The 18,457-nt window shown below is 73.5% G+C and carries 14 protein-coding genes and 1 pseudogene; 12 read left to right on the forward strand and 3 right to left on the reverse strand.

The features are described 5' to 3' along the window. Nucleotides 1–203: 203 nt before the first annotated feature. The 3 genes and pseudogenes from AB0D10_RS15555 to AB0D10_RS15565 form a co-directional block, all read left to right on the forward strand. Nucleotides 204–647, forward strand: a pseudogene (locus tag AB0D10_RS15555) (LamG-like jellyroll fold domain-containing protein); the annotation flags it as partial. A 39-nt stretch (nt 648–686) separates the two neighbouring features. Next, the gene (locus AB0D10_RS15560) at nt 687–1,103 is read left to right on the forward strand and encodes an RICIN domain-containing protein (protein ID WP_360256035.1); all 417 of its coding nucleotides are present in this window, start codon (nt 687–689) and stop codon (nt 1,101–1,103) included. A gap of 344 nt (nt 1,104–1,447) precedes the next feature. After that, nucleotides 1,448–5,395, forward strand: coding sequence for a beta-N-acetylglucosaminidase domain-containing protein (locus AB0D10_RS15565; protein ID WP_360255976.1), 3,948 nt, complete (start codon nt 1,448–1,450; stop codon nt 5,393–5,395). A gap of 120 nt (nt 5,396–5,515) precedes the next feature. Here AB0D10_RS15565 and AB0D10_RS15570 read toward each other — a convergent pair whose 3' ends face one another. Then, complete coding sequence (locus AB0D10_RS15570; RefSeq protein ID WP_360255978.1) at nt 5,516–6,160, reverse strand: HNH endonuclease; 645 nt, start codon at nt 6,158–6,160, stop codon at nt 5,516–5,518. Between the two features lie 491 nt (nt 6,161–6,651). Between AB0D10_RS15570 and AB0D10_RS15575 the strand changes: the two genes are divergently transcribed. The 8 genes from AB0D10_RS15575 (at nt 6,652) to AB0D10_RS15610 (ending at nt 16,051) form a co-directional block, all read left to right on the forward strand. Next, nucleotides 6,652–7,821 carry a mechanosensitive ion channel family protein gene (locus AB0D10_RS15575; RefSeq protein ID WP_360255980.1) on the forward strand — a complete coding sequence of 390 codons (1,170 nt, stop codon included), beginning with the start codon at nt 6,652–6,654 and terminating at the stop codon, nt 7,819–7,821. A 296-nt stretch (nt 7,822–8,117) separates the two neighbouring features. Continuing rightward, complete coding sequence (locus tag AB0D10_RS15580; protein WP_360255982.1) at nt 8,118–9,308, forward strand: ROK family transcriptional regulator; 1,191 nt, start codon at nt 8,118–8,120, stop codon at nt 9,306–9,308. A gap of 203 nt (nt 9,309–9,511) precedes the next feature. Next, a complete protein-coding gene (locus AB0D10_RS15585; protein ID WP_360256037.1) occupies nt 9,512–10,831 on the forward strand; it encodes an ABC transporter substrate-binding protein in 1,320 nt (439 codons plus the stop codon). Nucleotides 10,832–10,858: 27 nt separating this feature from the next. Continuing rightward, entirely contained in the window at nt 10,859–11,875 is a 1,017-nt protein-coding gene (locus AB0D10_RS15590) for a sugar ABC transporter permease (RefSeq protein ID WP_360255984.1), read from the forward strand. A gap of 21 nt (nt 11,876–11,896) precedes the next feature. Continuing rightward, on the forward strand, nt 11,897–12,817 hold the full coding sequence (locus AB0D10_RS15595; RefSeq protein WP_360255987.1) for a carbohydrate ABC transporter permease: 921 nt from the start codon (nt 11,897–11,899) through the stop codon (nt 12,815–12,817). After that, a complete protein-coding gene (locus tag AB0D10_RS15600) occupies nt 12,817–14,130 on the forward strand; it encodes a 6-phospho-beta-glucosidase (protein ID WP_360255990.1) in 1,314 nt (437 codons plus the stop codon). Before AB0D10_RS15595 ends, AB0D10_RS15600 begins: the two co-directional genes overlap by 1 nt. Nucleotides 14,131–14,278: 148 nt before the next feature. Beyond that, a complete protein-coding gene (locus tag AB0D10_RS15605) occupies nt 14,279–15,298 on the forward strand; it encodes a BadF/BadG/BcrA/BcrD ATPase family protein (protein WP_360255993.1) in 1,020 nt (339 codons plus the stop codon). Between the two features lie 123 nt (nt 15,299–15,421). Continuing rightward, nucleotides 15,422–16,051 (forward strand): hypothetical protein, encoded by a 630-nt coding sequence (locus tag AB0D10_RS15610; RefSeq protein ID WP_360255996.1) that lies wholly within the window; start codon nt 15,422–15,424, stop codon nt 16,049–16,051. A 79-nt stretch (nt 16,052–16,130) separates the two neighbouring features. Here the strand turns inward: AB0D10_RS15610 and AB0D10_RS15615 are convergent, their stop codons facing one another. After that, nucleotides 16,131–16,793: a response regulator transcription factor gene (locus AB0D10_RS15615; protein ID WP_360255997.1), complete on the reverse strand. Its 663-nt coding sequence runs from the start codon at nt 16,791–16,793 to the stop codon at nt 16,131–16,133. Beyond that, nucleotides 16,790–17,968: a histidine kinase gene (locus tag AB0D10_RS15620; RefSeq protein WP_360255999.1), complete on the reverse strand. Its 1,179-nt coding sequence runs from the start codon at nt 17,966–17,968 to the stop codon at nt 16,790–16,792. Before AB0D10_RS15620 ends, AB0D10_RS15615 begins: the two co-directional genes overlap by 4 nt. Before the next feature lie 133 nt (nt 17,969–18,101). Between AB0D10_RS15620 and AB0D10_RS15625 the strand changes: the two genes are divergently transcribed. Beyond that, on the forward strand, nt 18,102–18,457 hold a 356-nt coding region (locus AB0D10_RS15625), incomplete at its 3' end, for an ATP-binding cassette domain-containing protein (protein ID WP_360256002.1).

Consider the following 18,457-nt stretch of genomic DNA (forward strand, 5'->3'; position numbering starts at 1 on the left):
CTCTGTTCCGGCAGCGTCTGTTGCTGTTTCCTTTGCTGCTTTCTCTTCCGCTGCCTTGGCGGCTGCTGCTTCGGCTGCCCGAGCTTCGGACGCCGCCGTCTTCGCTGTGACGAGGGCTGCTTCAGCTTCCCTTGCGGCGCGTTCGCCGGACCTGATGGCGGTGTAGGCCTTCTCGATCTGCCTTCAGCCCCGGCGCGGGCTCGAACGTGACCATGTCCGGTCCGGTGGTCGGCACCCGCAAGAGCTTCACCGTCTCCACCTGGGCCAAGGCGGGCCAGGCCGGTGGTGTGGTCGCCAGTCAGGAGACCGTCCACGGGAGCAACTTCATGCTGTACACCGACGGCCCGGGGCAGAACTGGAGCTTCGCGCTGGCGTACGCGGACGACGACACCTGGTCGTACGACTTCACCCACGTGGTGAACGCCGCCGCCCGGACCCGTCCAGGTGTATGGGCCCGGCTGACGGCCTCCTACGACGCGAACACCGGCCTGATGGCGCTGTACGTCGACGGTGTCCTCGCCGGCACCGCGGTCCACCGGGCGAGCTCCGGCCCGCCGTCCTCGGGACCGTTCGAACTGGGCCGCTACAGGTACCAGTCCAAGCCGAGCCCGAGCTTCGACGGCGGCATCGGCAGCACCGCCGTCTACCCGTTCGCGGTGGCGCCCACCGCGCCGGGCGTCACCGGCGTGGTCCGCTCGGCCGTCAACGGCGACATGTGCGTCGACGACGCGGGCTCGGGCACTGTCAACGGCACCGCGATCCAGCTCTACGGCTGCCACGGCGGCCCCTCGCAGCAGTTGTCGCTCGGCAACGACGGGACCCTGCGCGTCCTGGGCGGGTGCGTCGCCCCGGTGAACTCCGGCACCGGCAACGGAACGCCGCTGGAGTACCGCACCTGCGACGGGACCGCGGCGCAGACGTGGGTTCCGTTCGCGAACAACGTGCTGTACCACCCGGCTTCGGGCCGGTGCCTCGACCTTCCGGAGTGGAAGGCGGTCGAGGGCGCCCGGCTCGACCTGTGGGACTGCAGTTACGAGGCGAACGAGCAGTGGAGTGTCCCGATGCTGCGGACGGCCGTGCCGCCCGCTCCGCCGCGTTCCTGACTCGCGCGCCCCGGTCGGGGGTCCGGGCCCGCTCCGCCGTCGGCGGGGCGGGCCCGTGCGCTGTCCGGGGTGGGCCGGTCGAGGTGGGGGAAGGCCGTGGTGACGGGGGTTCAGGGCCTCCCCGGGATCGTCACGGAATCGTCACGGACCGGCCCTGACCAGCGGCGGAGTGGTTGGGGCGGCATCATTCGGGGTGCTCGGGGCGGGGATGCGCGCGGGCCGCGGGGACGGTCCGACATGGGCCCGAACACGGCAAAACGGTCATAGCCGTCAGTGGCGTTGACACCGGGTTGGGTAGCTGGTGGGGTTGCGGCGATGTCGTTGTGCCTGGCGAGGAGGCTCCTGTGCAAGCCCGAGTGTCCGTCGCCGCCGGGCGGCGTCTGAGGTCGCAGTTGGAGCAGAGTCCGGCGTTGCGGGAGGTGCTGCAGCACCCGGCGGCGTTGGTGGCTCGGCGGGCCACCGCGCGGACGTGCCGTCAGTTGGCGCCGCGGACGGCGGACCGGCTGATCGCCGATCTCAAGGGGACGGAGCCGCTGCTGGCGTCGGTGCGCGCGGAGCGGGCGGCGGGGCGGCCGGGCCGGCGGGCGATGCAGATCGCGGCCGGGGTGGCGGCGGCTGCGGTGGTCGGCGGGCTGTTGGCCGGGGCGGTGCCGTCGGCGGCGTACGCGGCGACGCCGGGGACGGACGTGGTGAGCACCGCCCCGCAGACCCCGCTGGGGAGCGTGACCGACCCGCAGGTGTTCCCGCGGCCGCAGGAGCAGACGGTGGCGGGCAAGGCGGTCGTGGTGCCGAGCGCCGTGACGCTGGTGACGTCGCCGAAGGCGGACATCGGCGCGGTGCTGGCGGTCCGCGAGGTGCTGGCCGTGGCCGGGACGACGGACGTGACCTCGCAGGGGGAGGGCGGGACGCCCGCGGCCGGCTCGCTGGTGGTGTACGTCGGCGGGCCCGCCGAGGGTGCCGGCGGCGAGGTGGACCGGGTGCTGCGGCAGTTGACCGCTGCGGCCGGCGGCAAGGAGGGCGCCGCGCCCTCGACCGCGAACCTGCCGTCCGGCGGGTACGTGCTGTCGGCCGGTCAGCTGCCCGCGCAGGGTGGCGGGACGTACGGCGCCGTGGTGCTGGCGGGCGTGGACGCCACCGGGACCTTCTACGCCGCGCAGAGCCTGCGCCAGCTGCTGGCCGCCGTGCCGGCCGGGCAGGGGCAGGCGGCGGGCGCGAACGGGCTCGGCCTGCCGGGGATCACGCTGCGGGACTGGCCGAGCGGCGCGCCGGTGCGCGGCACCGCCGAGGCGTTCTACGGCACCCCGTGGACGGCGCAGCAGCGGCTGGACCAGGTCGACTTCCTCGGCCGGTCCAAGCAGAACTTCTACCTCTACGCGCCCGGTGACGACCCGTACCGGCTCTCCCGTTGGCGCAACGCCTACCCGGCGGCGCAGGCGGACGAGTTGCGCGAGCTGGCCGGCCGGGCGCGCCGCAGCCACGTGGCGCTCGGCTACGCGATCGACCCGGGGCAGTCGCTCTGCTTCAGTTCCGGCAAGGACGTGGACGCGCTGGTGGCGAAGCTGGACGGGCTGCGCAAGATCGGCTTCACCGCGTTCCAACTGCAGTTCCTGGACGTCAGCTACGACGAGTGGCACTGCGACGACGACCGCGACGAGTACGGCACCGGGCCCGCCGCGGCCGCCAAGGCGCAGGCCGAGCTGGTGAAGACGGTGCAGGACCGGCTGATCGCGAAGAACCCGGGCCTGGCACCGCTGTCCGTCGTCCCGACCGAGTACCACCAGCAGGGCGCCACGCCGTACCGCAAGGCGCTGGCCGCGGCGCTGCCGGCGGGCGTGCAGGTGGCCTGGAGCGGGGTCGGGGTGATCCCGGAGAAGATCACCGCCGCGCAGGCCTCCGACACCGCCGACCTGTACGGCCACCCGCTGGTCACGATGGACAACTACCCGGTCAACGACGCCAATCCGGACCGGCTCTTCCTCGGCGCCTACACCGGGCGCGACCCGGGCGTGGCCACCCGCTCGGCGGTGATGCTGACCGGTGCGATGCAGCAGCCGGTGGCCTCCCGGATAGCGATCTCCACGGCCGGCGACTTCGCGTGGAACCCGGTCGGCTACAAGTCGGACGAGTCCTGGCAGGCGGCCGTGCGTTCGCTGGCCGGGCCGACCGGTGCCGGTGCGACGCCCGCCGGAACGGCGCTGCCCGCGGTCACCGCGCTCGCCGGCAACAGCACCTCCTCGCCGCTGTCCAAGCAGGAGTCCGGCTACCTCACGCCGCTGCTCGACCGCTTCTGGGCGATCGCCGAGCCGACCTCCGGCGTGGCGCCCGACCTCGCCAAGCTGATAGAGGCCGCCGCCCCGCTGCGGGAGTCCTTCGCCGCGATGGCCACCGCCCAGCAGACCCTGGTCGGCACCCCGGCGACCGCCCAGCTGGCCGGCGAGGCCGCGCCGTGGCTGGGACCGCTGCGCGACTACGGGCTGGCCGGGCAGGCCGCGCTGAACATGCTGCTCGCCCAGCACGGCGGCGACGGCGCCGCGGCCTGGAAGGCCCGGGTGGAGCTCAACCAGCTGCGCGAGCAGCTCGACCGCGCCCCGGCCACCATCGGCGCCGGGGTGCTCGGCCCGTTCCTGGAGCGCGCCGTGCGGGCCGCCGACAACTGGGCGGGCGTGGTCAGCGGCGGGGTCACCGCGACCACCACGATGGGCACCGCGCAGGACCACCTGCCCGCGCTGATGACCGACGGCGTCGCGGACACCTTCTACTGGAGCTCCGCTCCGCCGCAGCCCGGCGACGCGGTCGGCCTGGACCTGGGCGCGGGCCGTCCGGTCAGCAACGTGACCGTGCTGATGGGCAGCTGGGGCAACGGCGCGGACGCCCGGACCGCCGTGGACGACTACATCCGCGACGGCGTGCTGGAGTACTCCACGGGCGCGGGCGGCTGGAAGCAGCTCGCCGTCGTCAAGAACCAGAAGACGGTCAGTGCCCAGCTCCCGCCGGGCACCGTCGTCCGGGCGGTGCGGCTGCGGGCCACCGCCGCGCAGAAGACCGCCGTCGCGGTGCGCGAGTTCACCGTCAGCGCCCCGGACGAGTCCCCGGCGAGCGTCACCGGCGGCCCCGACGCGCTGCCGGGCTCCTCCGCCGCCGCCGTGCTGGACGGCAATCCGGACACCGCGTACCGGGCCGCGAAGGCCCCGACCGCGCAGGACGAGCCGCTCACGGTGGAGCTCGGCGCCGCCCGTCCGCTGGACCGGCTCACCGTGCTGACCGACCCGGGCGTGCGCGCCACGGCCACCGTCGCGGTGCGCCGGGCCGACGGCACCTGGGCTGACATCGGCACCGTGCAGCCCGGCTACAACGAGCTGCCCGCGGGTGGGCAGGTCGCCGACGCGTTCCGGATGACCTGGAAGCCCGGCGGCGACCCGCCGGTCGTCAACCAGGTGATCCCCTGGTACGCGGACGCCCCGGCGGCCCGGCTGAGCCTGTCCGACCCGGCCCTGGACGTGGTCACCGGTGCGTCCGCGCCCGCCCAGACCCGGGCCACCGTGGAGGCGGGACGCCCCGAGGGCACCACCGGCGAGCTGCGCACCGACGTGCCGGCCGCCGCCAAGGGCCTGACCGTGACCCCGGCCGGGCCGGTGACCGTGCCGCGCGGCGGCCGGGTGGGTGTGCCGCTGCTGGTCAGTGCCGCGCCGGGCACGCCGTCCGGGACGTACCAGGTGCCGGTGCAGTTCTTGGCCGGGACGACCACCGTCAGGCAGGTGCTCCAGGTGCACGTGGTGCCGCCGACCGGCGGCGCGGACCTGGCCCTCGGCGCGAAGGCCACCTCCTCGGGCGACGAGGCGGCGGGCTTCCCGGCCTCGGCGGTCACCGACGGCGACCCGAAGACCCGCTGGTCCTCGCCCGCCAAGGACGACGCCTGGGTGCGGCTGGAGCTGCCGCAGGCGACCAGGCTGGGTGCGGCGGTGCTGCACTGGCAGGCCGCGTACGCCGCCTCGTACAAGATCCAGGTCTCGGCGGACGGGAACTCCTGGACGGACGCGGCGACGGTGGACAACGGCAAGGGCGGCGACGAGACGGTGCGCTTCGACGCGCCCGGCGTCCGGTTCGTCCGGGTCCAGGGCGTGGCGCGGGCGACCAAGTACGGCTACTCGCTGTGGGGGGTCGAGCTGTACGCGGTGACCCCGCCGGCCCAGCCGCAGCCTCCGGCCGGCCAGCCGGGGCAGCCGCCCGCGCAGCCGGGCGGCGCGCCGGGCACCCCTGCGACGGCTCCGCCGGCGGCGCCGCAGAAGCCGTAGCCGGAGGCGGGCCCGGTACGAGAACGGCGGCGGGCCGCCGTGCTCCCCGGTGCGGGGGGCGCGGCGGCCCATGAGGCGCGTGCCGACGGTGTGACGGGCGGGCCCTTTGTGTCGCTTCGGTCAGGCGGAGAGCGGTTCGGGCTGCTCGCCGCGGCGGACGGGAGAGGAGTGGGCGCCGTGCGCCCGGCCGATGGGGACCGAGTGGTTGGCCTCGGTATGGTCGTGGTGCTCGTACTCGCCCCACTGTGGGGCGCGCAGTTGGTCCCCGCCGCCGTAGGGCTCCAGGTAGGGGCGCCAGCGTGGGTCCTTGATGCCGGTGCCGATGATCCGCCAGGCGAGTCCGCTGGGCGGTGCGGGCGGGCGCTTCATCCGCCACCCCAGTTCGGTGAGGTGGCGGTCGGCCTTGGTGTGGTTGCAGCGGCGGCAGGCGGCCACCACGTTGTCCCACCTGTGCTGGCCGCCCCGGCTGCGCGGGACGACGTGGTCGACGCTGGTGGCGGCGGCCCCGCAGTAGACGCAGCGGCCGTGGTCGCGGGCGAACAGCGCCCGGCGGGTGAGCGGGACGGGCCCGCAGAACGGGACCCGGACGAAGCGGGTCAGACGGACGACGGACGGCGCCGGAAGGGCGCTGGTGGCGCTGTGCAGAGTGACTCCCGAGTCCTCCAGGCTGACCGCCTTGTGGTTGAGGACCAGGATGAGTGCGCGGCGCATCGATACGACGCCGAGTGGCTCGTAGGACGCGTTGAGGACCAGGACATGCGGCACGGATGCCTCCTTGGACGCCTGCGGCGCGTGGCTCGCGCCGGGACGAGCGGTTGGATCGCACAACGAGTGCGCGATCTACCCCAGTGTCGCCTTACGCCGTTGTACGGCGCCACCACTCCTGTGTAACGGACCTGACGTGAACTCCGGGTGTGGTCTCTGTCATAACCGGTATGCCCGGGGAAGGTCGGGTTGCACCCGGGTGCCGCCCGGGCACCCTACGGTGGCCCTCCCGGGCGACGACTCGGCCGGTCGGAGCATTGCCGGGCCGGGCGGGACGGCCTCCGGGCGGGGGTCCGGGGGGAGCGCACCGGGGCGTTGACGGGGCGTCCGGGCCGTCCTGTACGCCCTCGGGCGGCTTCCCGCAAGGCCGCGGACGGCCTCCGGCGTGTCCGGGCGGGTGTGCGGCGGCGGATAGGCTAAGGCGCACGGTCCCCCGGGCCGCTTGCCGGCGGTGCGGGCCCGACACGCAATCCAGCAAGGAAGGTCCGCACGTGTTCAGCTCCGGCGCCACCGGTCTGTCCGACGCGTCCTCGACGCCCTCCGCCCCGACGCCGGCCCCCAGCCCCACCGGGCAGCTGCCGAATCTGGACCTGCGGATCCCGACCAGCGCGCAGGAGGTCTCGGACACCACCAAGCAGGCCGCCAGCTGGTTCGACACCCACTGGCAGGGCTGGCTGGCCTCGGGCCTGCGGATCGTCTTCATCGTGCTGCTGGCCCTGGTGCTGCGGGCGATGGTGCGCAAGCTGATCACCCAGCTGATAGGGCGGATGGCCCGCTCCCCCGAGCACCAGGAGGAGAGCCGGCTGGGCGGGCTGCTGGCCAACACCGGGGTGGTGAACCCGGAGCGGCGCCAGCAGCGCTCGGAGGCCATCGGCTCGGTGCTGCGCAGCGTGGCCTCCTTCACCATCCTGGGCACGGCGGCGCTGATGGTGCTCTCCGCGCTGGGCGTGAACCTGGCACCGCTGCTGGCGAGCGCCGGTGTGGCCGGTGTGGCGATCGGTTTCGGCGCCCGCAACCTGGTCACCGACTTCCTCTCCGGGGTCTTCATGATCATGGAGGACCAGTACGGCGTCGGCGACGAGATCGACACCGGGGTCGCCACCGGAACGGTGCTGGAGGTCGGCCTGCGGGTGACCAAGCTGCGCGGCGCCAACGGCGAGATCTGGTACATCCGCAACGGCGAGGTGAAGCGGATCGCCAACATGAGCCAGGGCTGGGCGACCGCCTCGGTGGACGTGCAGATCGGCTACAAGGAGGACCTGCTGCGGGTCGAGGACCTGATCCTGCAGACCGCCGAGGAACTGGCCAAGGAGGCGCCGTACGACGAGCTGGTCTGGGCACCGGTGTCGATCCTGGGCGTGGAGTCGGTCGCGGCCGACTCGGTGATGGTGCGGGTCGAGGCCCGGACCGCACCCGGCAAGTCGGCGGCGGTCTCCCGGGCGCTGCGGCAGCGGCTCAAGGTGGCCTTCGATCGGGCCGGGATCAAGGTCAAGGAGGAGGCCCCGGCGGCGGCCGGTGCGGCGGGCGCGGCGACCGGAGTGGTGATCGCGCCGGCGCCGGTCCCCGCGGCCGAGCAGGCGGCGCCGTCCGCGCTCGCCGACCCGAACTCGGCCCGGTTCCGGGCGAGCGAGCCGATCGCGGTGCCGAAGTCGGAGCCGTAGGACTCCCCGGGCCGCGGGCCGCCAGGTGCGGCGGGGCCGCGGGCGGGGGCCTCGCGAACGGGACGGAGAGCCCCGCTCCCACGGTCGTGGGGGCGGGGCTCCGCGCTGTCCGGTAACGCTTCGGCATCCTCCGTTCCGCCGACCATTGACACCCCGCTGACGCGGCCCTTACCGTCCTTCCCAAGCGACTGGAAAGTTTCCTAACAGTTCGCCCGAAGCTCGCGCCCGTCCGCACGGAAGCCGCCTCACAGCCACCCGGCGGCATCCCCGACCAGCCGAAAGAGGAGGATTCCGGCATGACGAAGAGCACCGCCAAGGCCCCCCTCGCCGGCACCCCGAGCCTGCTGCGGGCCATCAACGACCGCGCCGCCCTCGAACTCCTGCTGGAGAACGGCCCGCTCTCCCGCACCCAGATCGGTGCCCTGACCGGGCTGTCCAAGCCCACCGCCTCCCAGCTGCTGGCCCGGCTGGAGGCGGCCGGGCTGGTCCTGCCGGTCGGCACCACGGCGGGCGGGCCGGGGCCCAACGCGCAGCTGTACCAGGTGAATCCCGCCGCCGGGTACGTCGCCGGGCTGGACGTCACCAACAGCGGGATCCGGGTCGCGGTCGCCGACATCACCGGCACCACGCTGGCCGAGCACACCGTCACGACCAAGGGCGTGCCGGCCGCCGAGACCGTCGCCACGGTCGCCGCCGCGGTCGCCGGGGCGGTCCGGACGGCCGGGATCACCGGGACCGGCCTGCGCGCCGTCGCGATCGGCCTGGGCGGCGCCCCCGACCCGGTCACCGGCAAGCTGCGGTACGCCTCCCACCTGCCCGGATGGCACTCGCCGCGACTGGTCGAGGAGCTGTCCGAGGCGATCGGTGCACCGGTGTCCATCGAGAACGACGTCAACCTGGCCGCGGTCGCCGAGCAGGCCTCCGGCGCGGCGGCCGGGTTCGAGGACTTCGTCCTGCTCTGGGCCGAGGCGGGTGTCGGCGCCGCGATCGTCATCGCCGGGCGGCTGCACCGCGGCTTCACCGGCGGCGCCGGGGAGGTCGGCTACATGCCGGTGCCCGACTCGCCCGTCGAGTGGGACTCCCGCCGCCGCAACTTCGGCGGCTACCAGGCCCTGGTCGGCGCGCCCGCCGTCCGGGCGCTGGCCCGCGAGCACGGGCTCGGCGCGCCCACCGCGGAGGAGTCGATCGTCCGGGCGCTGGCCACCCCGGGCGCCGGCGACGCCTTCCTCGCCGAACTGGCCGGGCGGCTCGCGGTCGGGCTGACCGTGATCGTCGCCGTCGTCGACCCCCAGCTGGTGGTCCTCTCCGGCGCGGTGCCCAGCGCGGGCGGCGAACGCCTGCGCGCGCTCGTCGAGGACGAACTCGCCAAGCTCTCCATCGCCCGGCCCGAGGTGCGCAGCAGCGCCCTGCCCGACTCGCCGGTGCTGCTCGGCGCCCTGCAGCGCGCCCTGTCGGACGCTCGCGAGGCGGTCTTCTCCACCCACTGACGCCACCCACCGCCCCACCCACAGCCGCCGCCCACCGACGTTCCCGCCCGCGGCCGCCCCCGCCGCTCCCACCCACCGACGCTCCCCTGCGCCCACCTCTCCCCAACCCCCGAACGCGGGAACCGAGGCAACGACGCCTGCCCGCGCACTCCCAGGAGGACCTCGAAGTGCACGCCACCACCTCCCGCCGAGGCCGCCGCACGATGGTCGCCGTCGCCGGCAGCGCCGTCCTCGCCCTGCTCGCCACCGCCTGCACCGGTTCCAGCGACTCGGGCGGCAACGACGACTCGGCCAGCGGCAAGGACGTCACCATCACCTTCTGGCACGGCTGGAGCCAGGACAACGAGACCAAGGCGATCGACGACAACATCGCCGCCTTCGAGAAGGCCCACCCCAACATCCACGTCAAGGCCGTCGGCAACATCCCGGACGACAAGGTCAACCAGGCCCTGCGGGCCGGCGGGAACGACGCGCCCGACGTGGTCTCCTCCTTCACCACCAACAACGTCGGCATGTTCTGCTCGACCAAGGCCTTCGTCGACCTCAAGCCCCTGCTGCAGCAGAGCGGCATCGACGCGGCCAAGACCTTCCCGGCCGCGATGCTCAACTACACCCAGTTCCAGGGCAACCAGTGCTCGCTGCCGCTGCTCGGCGACGCGTACGGTCTGTACTACAACAAGACGGCCTTCGCCGCCGCGGGCATCGCCCACCCGCCCAAGACCTTCAGCGAGTTCGCCGCGGACGCCGCCCTGCTGACCGTCCCCGACGGCGACTCGTACAAGCAGCTCGGCTTCATGCCGCTCTACCACGGCTACGAGTCCACCACCGAGCACTACCTCGGCCAGTACGGCGCCACCTACTTCGGCGCCGACGGCAAGTCGAACATCGCCGCCGACCCGAAGGTCGCCGCGATGCTCAAGTGGCAGAAGGGCATGGTCGACCAGCTCGGCGGCTACACCAAGCTGGAGAAGTACCGTTCGACCTTCGGTGAGGAGTTCAGCGCCAAGAACCCCTTCCACACCGGCCAGCTCGCGATGGCCCTCGACGGCGAGTGGCGCACCGCCTCGCTCGCCGAGAACAAGCCCGGCTTCGAGTGGGCCACCGCCGCGTTCCCCGTCCCGGACGACCAGGCCGACACCTACGGGCGCGGCTACCAGACCGGCACCATCGTCGGCATCGCCAGCACCAGCAAGAAGCAGGCCGCCGCCTGGGAGTTCGTCAAGTACCTGACCACCGACACCGACGCGGTCGTCAGCTTCGCCAACGCGATCCACAACGTGCCCAGCACCTTCGCCGCGCTCGACTCGCCGAAGCTGGTCAGCGACGACAACCTCAAGACCTTCCTGGACATCGCCAAGAACGCCCACTCCGGCACCACCCCGCCGGCCGTCAACGGCAGCGGCTACATCGTCTCCCTGCAGAACCTGGGCTACGACTACGAGTCCGGCAAGCAGACCGACCTCCAGGCCGGTCTGACCGCCACGGCCAAGCAGATCGACACCGACATCGCCCAGGCCAAGTAAGCGCCGCGAACGGCCCACGGAGCTCCCATGTCACTCGCGTTCGGCACCCGGAAGAGGAACGGCGGCAAGGCCGGCGCCGGACCGTCCGGCCCGGCGGCGCCCTCCACGCAGTACCTGCTGCGCCGGAAGCGCCGCCGGGAGGCGGCCCGCACCCTCGCCTTCCTCTCCCCCTGGCTGGTCGGGTTCGGCGTCTTCTTCGTCTACCCGCTGGTCTCCACCGCCTACTTCTCCTTCACCTCGTACAACGGCTTCGGCCAGCCCAGCTTCAACGGACTGAAGAACTGGGACTACGTCTTCGACCAGCTGCCGACGTTCTGGCAGGGCCTGCGCAACACCCTGTGGCTGGTCGTCGTCATGGTGAGCCTGCGGGTCGCCTTCGGCCTCGGCGTGGGGATGCTCATCACCAGGGTCAAGACCGGCGCCGGCTTCTTCCGCACCGTGTTCTACCTGCCGTACCTGGCCCCGCCGGTGGCCGCGACCGTCGCCTTCGCCTTCCTGTTCAACCCCGGCACCGGCCCGGTCAACCACCTGCTGGGCGAGATCGGTCTGCCGCAGCCCGGCTGGTTCGCCGACCCGGACTGGTCCAAGCCCGCACTCACCCTGCTCGCCATGTGGGGCGTCGGCGACCTGATGGTCATCTTCATGGCCTCGCTGCTGGACGTCCCCAGGGAGCAGTACGAGGCGGCCGAGCTGGACGGTGCCGGCCCGTTCCAGCGGTTCCGGTACGTCACGCTGCCCAACATCTCGCCGATCATCATGTTCGCGGTGGTCACCGGGGTGATCCAGACCATGCAGTACTACACCCAGGCGATCGTCGCCGGGAAGGTCGCCAGCGGCATCGCCGGCAACTCCGGCCAGCAGTTCGAACCGGGCTACCCGGGCGGCTCCACGTGGACCCTGCCGCAGATGGTCTACAACCTGGGCTTCCAACGCTTCAACTACGGCGCGGCGTGCGTGGTCGCCCTGGTGCTGTTCGCCATCTCGATGGCCGTCACCTCGATCCTGCTCCGCCGCAAGTCCGGCTTCATGGCGAACGACGACTAGCGGGCCAGTGAGGACCTGACCATGACTCCCAGCAACACGCTCACCGAGGCGCCGGCCCCGACCGGCGCCACCCGTCCCGCCGCCCGCCCCGGCAGCCCCGCCGCCCGGGCCGCCCGGCGCCGCGCACTGCTCGACTGGGTGGCCGTCCACTCCCTGGCCGTCGCCGCCGCGCTGTTCTTCCTGCTGCCCTTCGTGTTCGTCCTGCTCACCTCGCTGATGGACGACCAGCAGGCGCTCACCACCGACTACTGGCCCACCCACTGGGAATGGGGCAACTACGGCAAGGTCTGGAACACCCCCGGCTTCCTCACCTGGTGGCGCAACACCCTGCTGTACGCGGGCGCCGGCACCCTGTTGACCGTCGTCTCCAGCCTCCCGGTCGCCTACGCGCTCGCCAAGTTCCGCTTCCGGGGCCGCAACCTGGCACTGATGGCGGTCATCGCGATGATGATGCTGCCGCCGCAGGTCACCGTCATCCCGATGTACCTGTTCTGGTCGAAGCAGATGGGTCTGAGCGGCTCGCTCTGGCCGCTGATCATCCCGATGGCGTTCGGCGACGCGTTCTCCATCTTCCTGCTGCGCCAGTTCCTGATGACCATCCCCAAGGAGTACATCGAGGCCGCCCGGATCGACGGCTGCGGCGACCTGCGCACCCTGCTGCGGGTGGTCCTGCCGATGGCCAGGCCGGCCATCGCCGCGGTCGCGCTGTTCCAGTTCTTCTACTGCTGGAACGACTACTTCGGCCCGCAGATCTACGCCAGCAACAACCGCGAGGCCTGGACCCTGTCGTACGGGCTGGAGTCCTTCAAGGCCGCCCACCACACCAACTGGAACCTCACCATGGCCGCCACCCTGCTGGTGATGGCACCGGTGATCATCCTCTTCTTCTTCGCTCAGAAGGCCTTCATCGAAGGCGTGACACTGACAGGGGTCAAGGGCTGATGTCCGCACCGAAGACGTCCGGCGCCACCGCGCTCAAGCTGGCCATCGTCGGCGGTGGTTCGACGTACACCCCGGAACTGATCGACGGCTTCGCCCGGCTGCGCGACAGCCTGCCGGTCGGCGAGCTGGTGCTGATCGACCCGGCCGCCGAGCGGCTGGAGCTGATCGGCGGGCTCGCCCGGCGGATCTTCGCCAAGCAGGGCCACTCCGCCGCGGTCTCCGTGACCACCGACCTGGCGGCGGGCGTCGCGGACGCCGACGCCGTGCTGCTGCAGCTGCGCGTCGGCGGGCAGGCGGCCCGCGACCAGGACGAGACCTGGCCGCTGGAGTGCGGCTGCGTCGGACAGGAGACCACCGGCGCCGGCGGGCTCGCCAAGGCGCTGCGCACCGTCCCGGTGGTGCTGGACATCGCCGAGCAGGTGCGCCGGGCCAACCCGGACGCCTGGATCGTCGACTTCACCAACCCGGTCGGCATCGTCACCCGGGCGCTGCAGACCGCGGGCCACAAGGCCGTCGGGCTGTGCAACGTCGCGATCGGCTTCCAGCGCAAGTTCGCCGCGCACCTCGGGGTGGCCCCGGAGCTGGTCAGGCTCGACCACGTCGGGCTCAACCACCTCACCTGGGAGCGCGGGGTGACCCTGCTGGACGGCCCGGGCGCCTCCGGCGGACGGGAGGTGCTCCCCGAACTGCTGCGGGACTTCGGCAAGGACATCGCGGACGACCTGCACCTGCCGCTGCCCGTCATCGAACGGCTCGGCGTCGTGCCGTCCTACTACCTGCGGTACTTCTACCAGCACGACGCGGTCGTCGCCGAGCTCAAGGAGCAGGGCTCGCGGGCCGCCCGGGTCGCCGAGATCGAGCGGCAGCTGCTGGAGATGTACGCCGACCCGGCCCTGGACACCAAGCCCGAACTGCTCGGCGAGCGCGGCGGCGCCTTCTACTCCGAGGCCGCCGTCCAGCTGATCGCCGCCCTGCTCGGGACCGGCGGCGGGACCTCCGTCCAGGTGGTCAACACCCGCAACGACGGCGTCCTGCCGTTCCTGCCGGACGACGCCGTCATCGAGGTGCCCGCCGAGGTCGACGCGGCCGGCGTGCGCCCGCTGCCGCAGCGCCCGCTGGAACCGCTGTACGCCGGCCTCGTCGCCGCCGTCACCGCGTACGAGCACCTCGCCCTCGACGCCGCCCTGCACGGCGGGCGCGACCGGGTCTTCGACGCACTGCTCGCCCACCCGCTGGTCGGCCAGATCGAACTCGCCGACCGGCTCACGGACCGGCTGCTCGCCCACAACCGCGAGCACCTCGTCTGGGCCTGACCCGGCCCGTGGTGGCCCGCCCGCGACCCCCTCGGGGCGCGAGCCGGCCACCGCGAGGAGACCGTCCACCCCTGGCCGACGACCACCCGGCCGGGCACCCCCGGCCGACGACTTCCCGGCCGGGCCACGTACGAGCCGCGGGGACCCGATGACCCACCAGCCCGAACCGCTCCTGCCCGGCGTACTCGCCATCGACGCGGGGAACTCCAAGACCGACGTCGCCCTGATCGGCGTCGACGGAACCGTCCTCGGCACCGCCCGCGGCGGCGGCTTCGCACCCCAGAAGATCGGCGGCGCCGCAGCCGTCGCCGGCCTCGCACCGCTCGTCCGGCAGGCCGCCGCCCAGGCCGGGCACCCGGCCTGGAACGGCGTGCTCACCAGCCACGTCAGCGCCTGCCTCGCCAACGCCGACCTGCCGGTCGAGGAGCGGGCCCTGCACGACGCCCTCGAATCCCACCCCTGGGGCGTCAGCAACACCGTCGCCAACGACACCTTCGGCCTGCTGCGGGCCGGCACCGACGGCCCGCGCGGCGTCGCGGTCGTCTGCGGCGCCGGGATCAACTGCGTCGGCCTGGTGCCGGACGGGCGCACCGCCCGCTTCCCCGCCCTCGGCGAACTCACCGGCGACTGGGGCGGCGGCTCCGGCCTCGCCATCACCAGCATGTGGCACGCCGTACGGGCGGAGGACGGCCGCGGCGGGCCCACCGCGCTCGCCCCCGCCATCGCCCGGCACTTCGGCCTGGCCAGTGCGGGCGCCGTCGCCGAGGCCGTCCACCTCGGGCACCTGCCGGTCGAGCGGCTGCACGAGATCGCCCGGGTGCTGTTCGCGGTCGCGGAGGGCGGGGACGCCGTCGCCCTGGAGCTGGTCGACCGCCAGGCCGACGAGATCGTCCGGCTCGCCGTGGTCGCGCTGAGGCGCCTGGGCCTGCTGGACTCCCCGACGCCGGTCGTGCTCGGCGGCGGCGTGCTCGCCTCCGAACAGCCGCTGCTGCTGGACAACCTGAAGGACCGTCTCGCGCGGGCCGCGCCGCTGGCCGAGCCCCGGGTCGTCGTCGCGCCGCCGATCCTGGGCGCGGCCCTGCTCGGACTCGACCACCTGCGGGCGGGTGCGGAGGCGCAGACGCGGCTGCGCAAGGCGTACGAGCGGCCGCGGACGGTGGCGGCCTGACGCCGCCTCGAAGACTTCCTCCCCCGCCGGACCCGCACGTCCGGCGGGGGAGGGAACCTACTCTCGGTAGTTGTCGTATGACCTATGTACCGACAACCGCCGCCGCCCGGGGAGACTTGTGCCATGGCCGTGCCCCGCAACCTCCTCGCCGTAGCCCTGCTCGCCTGCGGCACAGCAGCCGTCGTCACCGGCTGCACCCCCGCCGAGTCCCGCCCCACGGTGGCCGCCGCCTCCGCCGCCGCCGTCGCCGACGAGGCCGCGGACGACTTCCTCGACGAGGACTACCTCCTCGACGACGAGGAGTACGGGGTGGAGGGGGAGGACGGGGAGGAGGCCTACGCACCCGCCGAGGACCCGTCGGCCACCGCCGACGCCCCCTCCGCCGCCGCCTCCACCGCCTGCACGGCACCCGCCGAACTCCCGGGCCACGAGGTCCTCGTCGTCGTCTCCGCGAGCACCGCCGAACTCACCGCCCGCCCCGCCCGCCACAGTTGTGGCCCCGCCCGCTACACGGCCACCGGCAGCGCCGTCCACTACGGCTTCTCGGCGGACGGCGTCACGGCCACCCTGGTCGACCGGTCGCACGGCGACCCGGCCCGGCCCGTGCCGCTGGAGGACCTGGTCGTCCACCTCAACGACTGCCTGGCGGAACGGGACCCGGCGGATCCCTACGGGTGCCACGGCAACGCGTACGACGTGGCGCTGGACCCGCACGGACGGATCACCTCGATCGGCGAGGTCGCGGGTTCGTAGCGGCAGCGGATCCGCGGTCCACCCGGGCGGGCCGGGTGGCCGTGCGGGCCCGCCCCGGTGCTTCGCGAACGCCCGGTCCCTACGGGCTGACGAGTCCGAACTCGTAGGCCTGGATGACCAGGTGGACGCGGTCGCGGGCGGCGAGCTTGGTGAAGAGCCGGGCGACGTGGGCCTTGGCGGTGGCCACGCTGATGGTGAGCTCCTCGGCGATCTCGGTGTTGGACAGGCCGCGGCCGACCAGGGTGAGCACCTCGCGCTCGCGCTCGGTGACGCCGCCGACGACGGCCCGCCGGGGCCGGTCCGCGGCGGCGGCGTCCGGTCGGGCAGCGAACTCGCCGATCAGGCGGCGGGTGATGCCGGGGGCGATCAGCGCGTCCCCGGCGGCGACGACCCGGACGCCGTCCAGGATGGTCTCCAGGGCGAGGTCCTTGACCAGGAAGCCGCTCGCACCGGCCCGCAGCGCGCCGTACACGTAGTCGTCGTCGTCGAAGGTGGTGAGGACGAGGACGTGGGTGGGCAGGTCCGGGTCGGCGGTGATCCGGCGGGTGGCCTCGATGCCGTCCACGCCGGGCATCCGGATGTCCATCACGGCGACGTCGGGGCGCAGCCGGGCGACCAGTTCGACGGCCTCGGCGCCGTCGCCGGCCTCGCCGACCACCTCCAGGTCCGGGGCGTCGGCGATGAGCACGCGCAGGCCGGTGCGGATGAGCGGCTGGTCGTCCACCAGAACGACACGGATCACGGTCCCACCTCCACGGGGATCGGCAGTCGGGCGGCGACCCGGAAGCCGCCTTCGGGGCGCGGGCCGGCGCTGAACTCGCCCCGCAGCAGGGCGACCCGCTCGCGCATGCCGGCGATGCCGTAGCCGGTCCCGGGGCCGGCCGTCGCCGGTCCGGCGCCCAGGTCGACGACGGCGACGGCGAGTTCCTCCGGCCGGTAGTCGACGGTGACGTGGCAGTCCCGGGTGCCGGAGTGCTTGACCACGTTGGTCACCGCCTCCTGGACGATCCGGAAGGCCGCGAGGTCGACGTCGGCGGGCAGTGCGCGCGGCTCGCCGTCGCGGGTCAGCGCGACCCGGACGCCGGCACCCGCGCTCCGCTCCACCAGCCGGTCCAACTCGGCCAGCCCCGGAGCGACTTCGAGCGGGGCGGACTCCTGCTCGCCGGCCCGCAGGGCGCCGAGCATCCGGCGCAGGCCGGCCAGGGTCTCCCGGCTGGTCGCCTCGATGGCGTTCAGCGCGTTGCGGGTCTCGGCGGGCTGGGTGTCCATGACCCGGCTGCCCATGCCGGCCTGGATCGCGATGATGCCGATGTTGTGCGCGACCATGTCGTGCAACTCGCGCGCGATCCGCAGCCGTTCGGCGGTCACGGCCTGCTCGGTGGCGCGGCCGCGCAGGGCCTCGGTGTGGGCGCGCCCCTGGTGCACGGTGTTGCCGACCAGCCAGGCGATCAGCACGGTGGCGGCGAAGCCCGCGTAGGCGAACGGGTTGACGGGGAAGTCGTCGGCGACGCCCCACAGGAACAGTGCGGCAAGCGTGGCGAGCGGCAGCCCCAGGGCGCTCAGCGAGACGCGGCGGGACCGGGTGGCCGCGCAGTAGCCGACCACCCCGTCGGCGATCAGGAACTGCAGCCCGGTGGTCTCCGGGACTTGCCACATCCCCAGCGCGAAGATGCTGCCCGCCAGGGCCACCGCGACGGCCACCAGCGGCAGCCGGACCAGCAGGGACGCGACCAGGGTGGTGACGACCGCGCTGACCACCAGCGGCATGTCCTCCGGGTTGCCCTGGTAGTCGAACAGGTGGCGCAGTTCGTGTTCGCGCGTGAAGAAGCGGAACACGACCAGGGCCGTCCAGAGCGCCCCCACCCACACCCCGGCGGGGAGGCGCTTCAGCAGCGGCCGACGACCTTCGATGATCATGACGCGATGGTAGCGGCGGCCCGCACGGGGGCACATCGGCCCGCGGGCGTAATCCCCGGGGCCAGTGCCACGGGCCGTGTTGTGGCCCGGCGCCCGATGCCGGGGCGGGCCTCCGACCGGCAGCGTTGTCCCCGTGATCGAGATCGAGCGACTGACCAAGCGGTACGGCGCCACCACGGCCGTCGACCGCCTCACCTTCACCGTCCGGCCGGGCACCGTCACCGGCTTCCTCGGCCCCAACGGCGCCGGCAAGTCCACCACCCTGCGGATGATCCTGGGCCTCAACGCCCCCACCGCGGGCACCGTCACCGTGGACGGCGTGCCCTTCGCGGGCCGCCCGCGCGGCCTGCGCCACGTCGGCGCCCTGCTGGACGCGGGCGACGTGCACGGCGGGCGCAGCGCCCGGGCGCATCTGTCGGCGCTGGCCCGCAGCAACCGGATCCCGCTCGGTCGGGTGGAGGAGGTGCTGACGGAGGTCGGGCTCGGCAA

The organism is Kitasatospora sp. NPDC048545, from assembly GCF_040651155.1.
In the GTDB taxonomy this organism is placed as follows: Bacteria; Actinomycetota; Actinomycetes; order Streptomycetales; family Streptomycetaceae; genus Kitasatospora.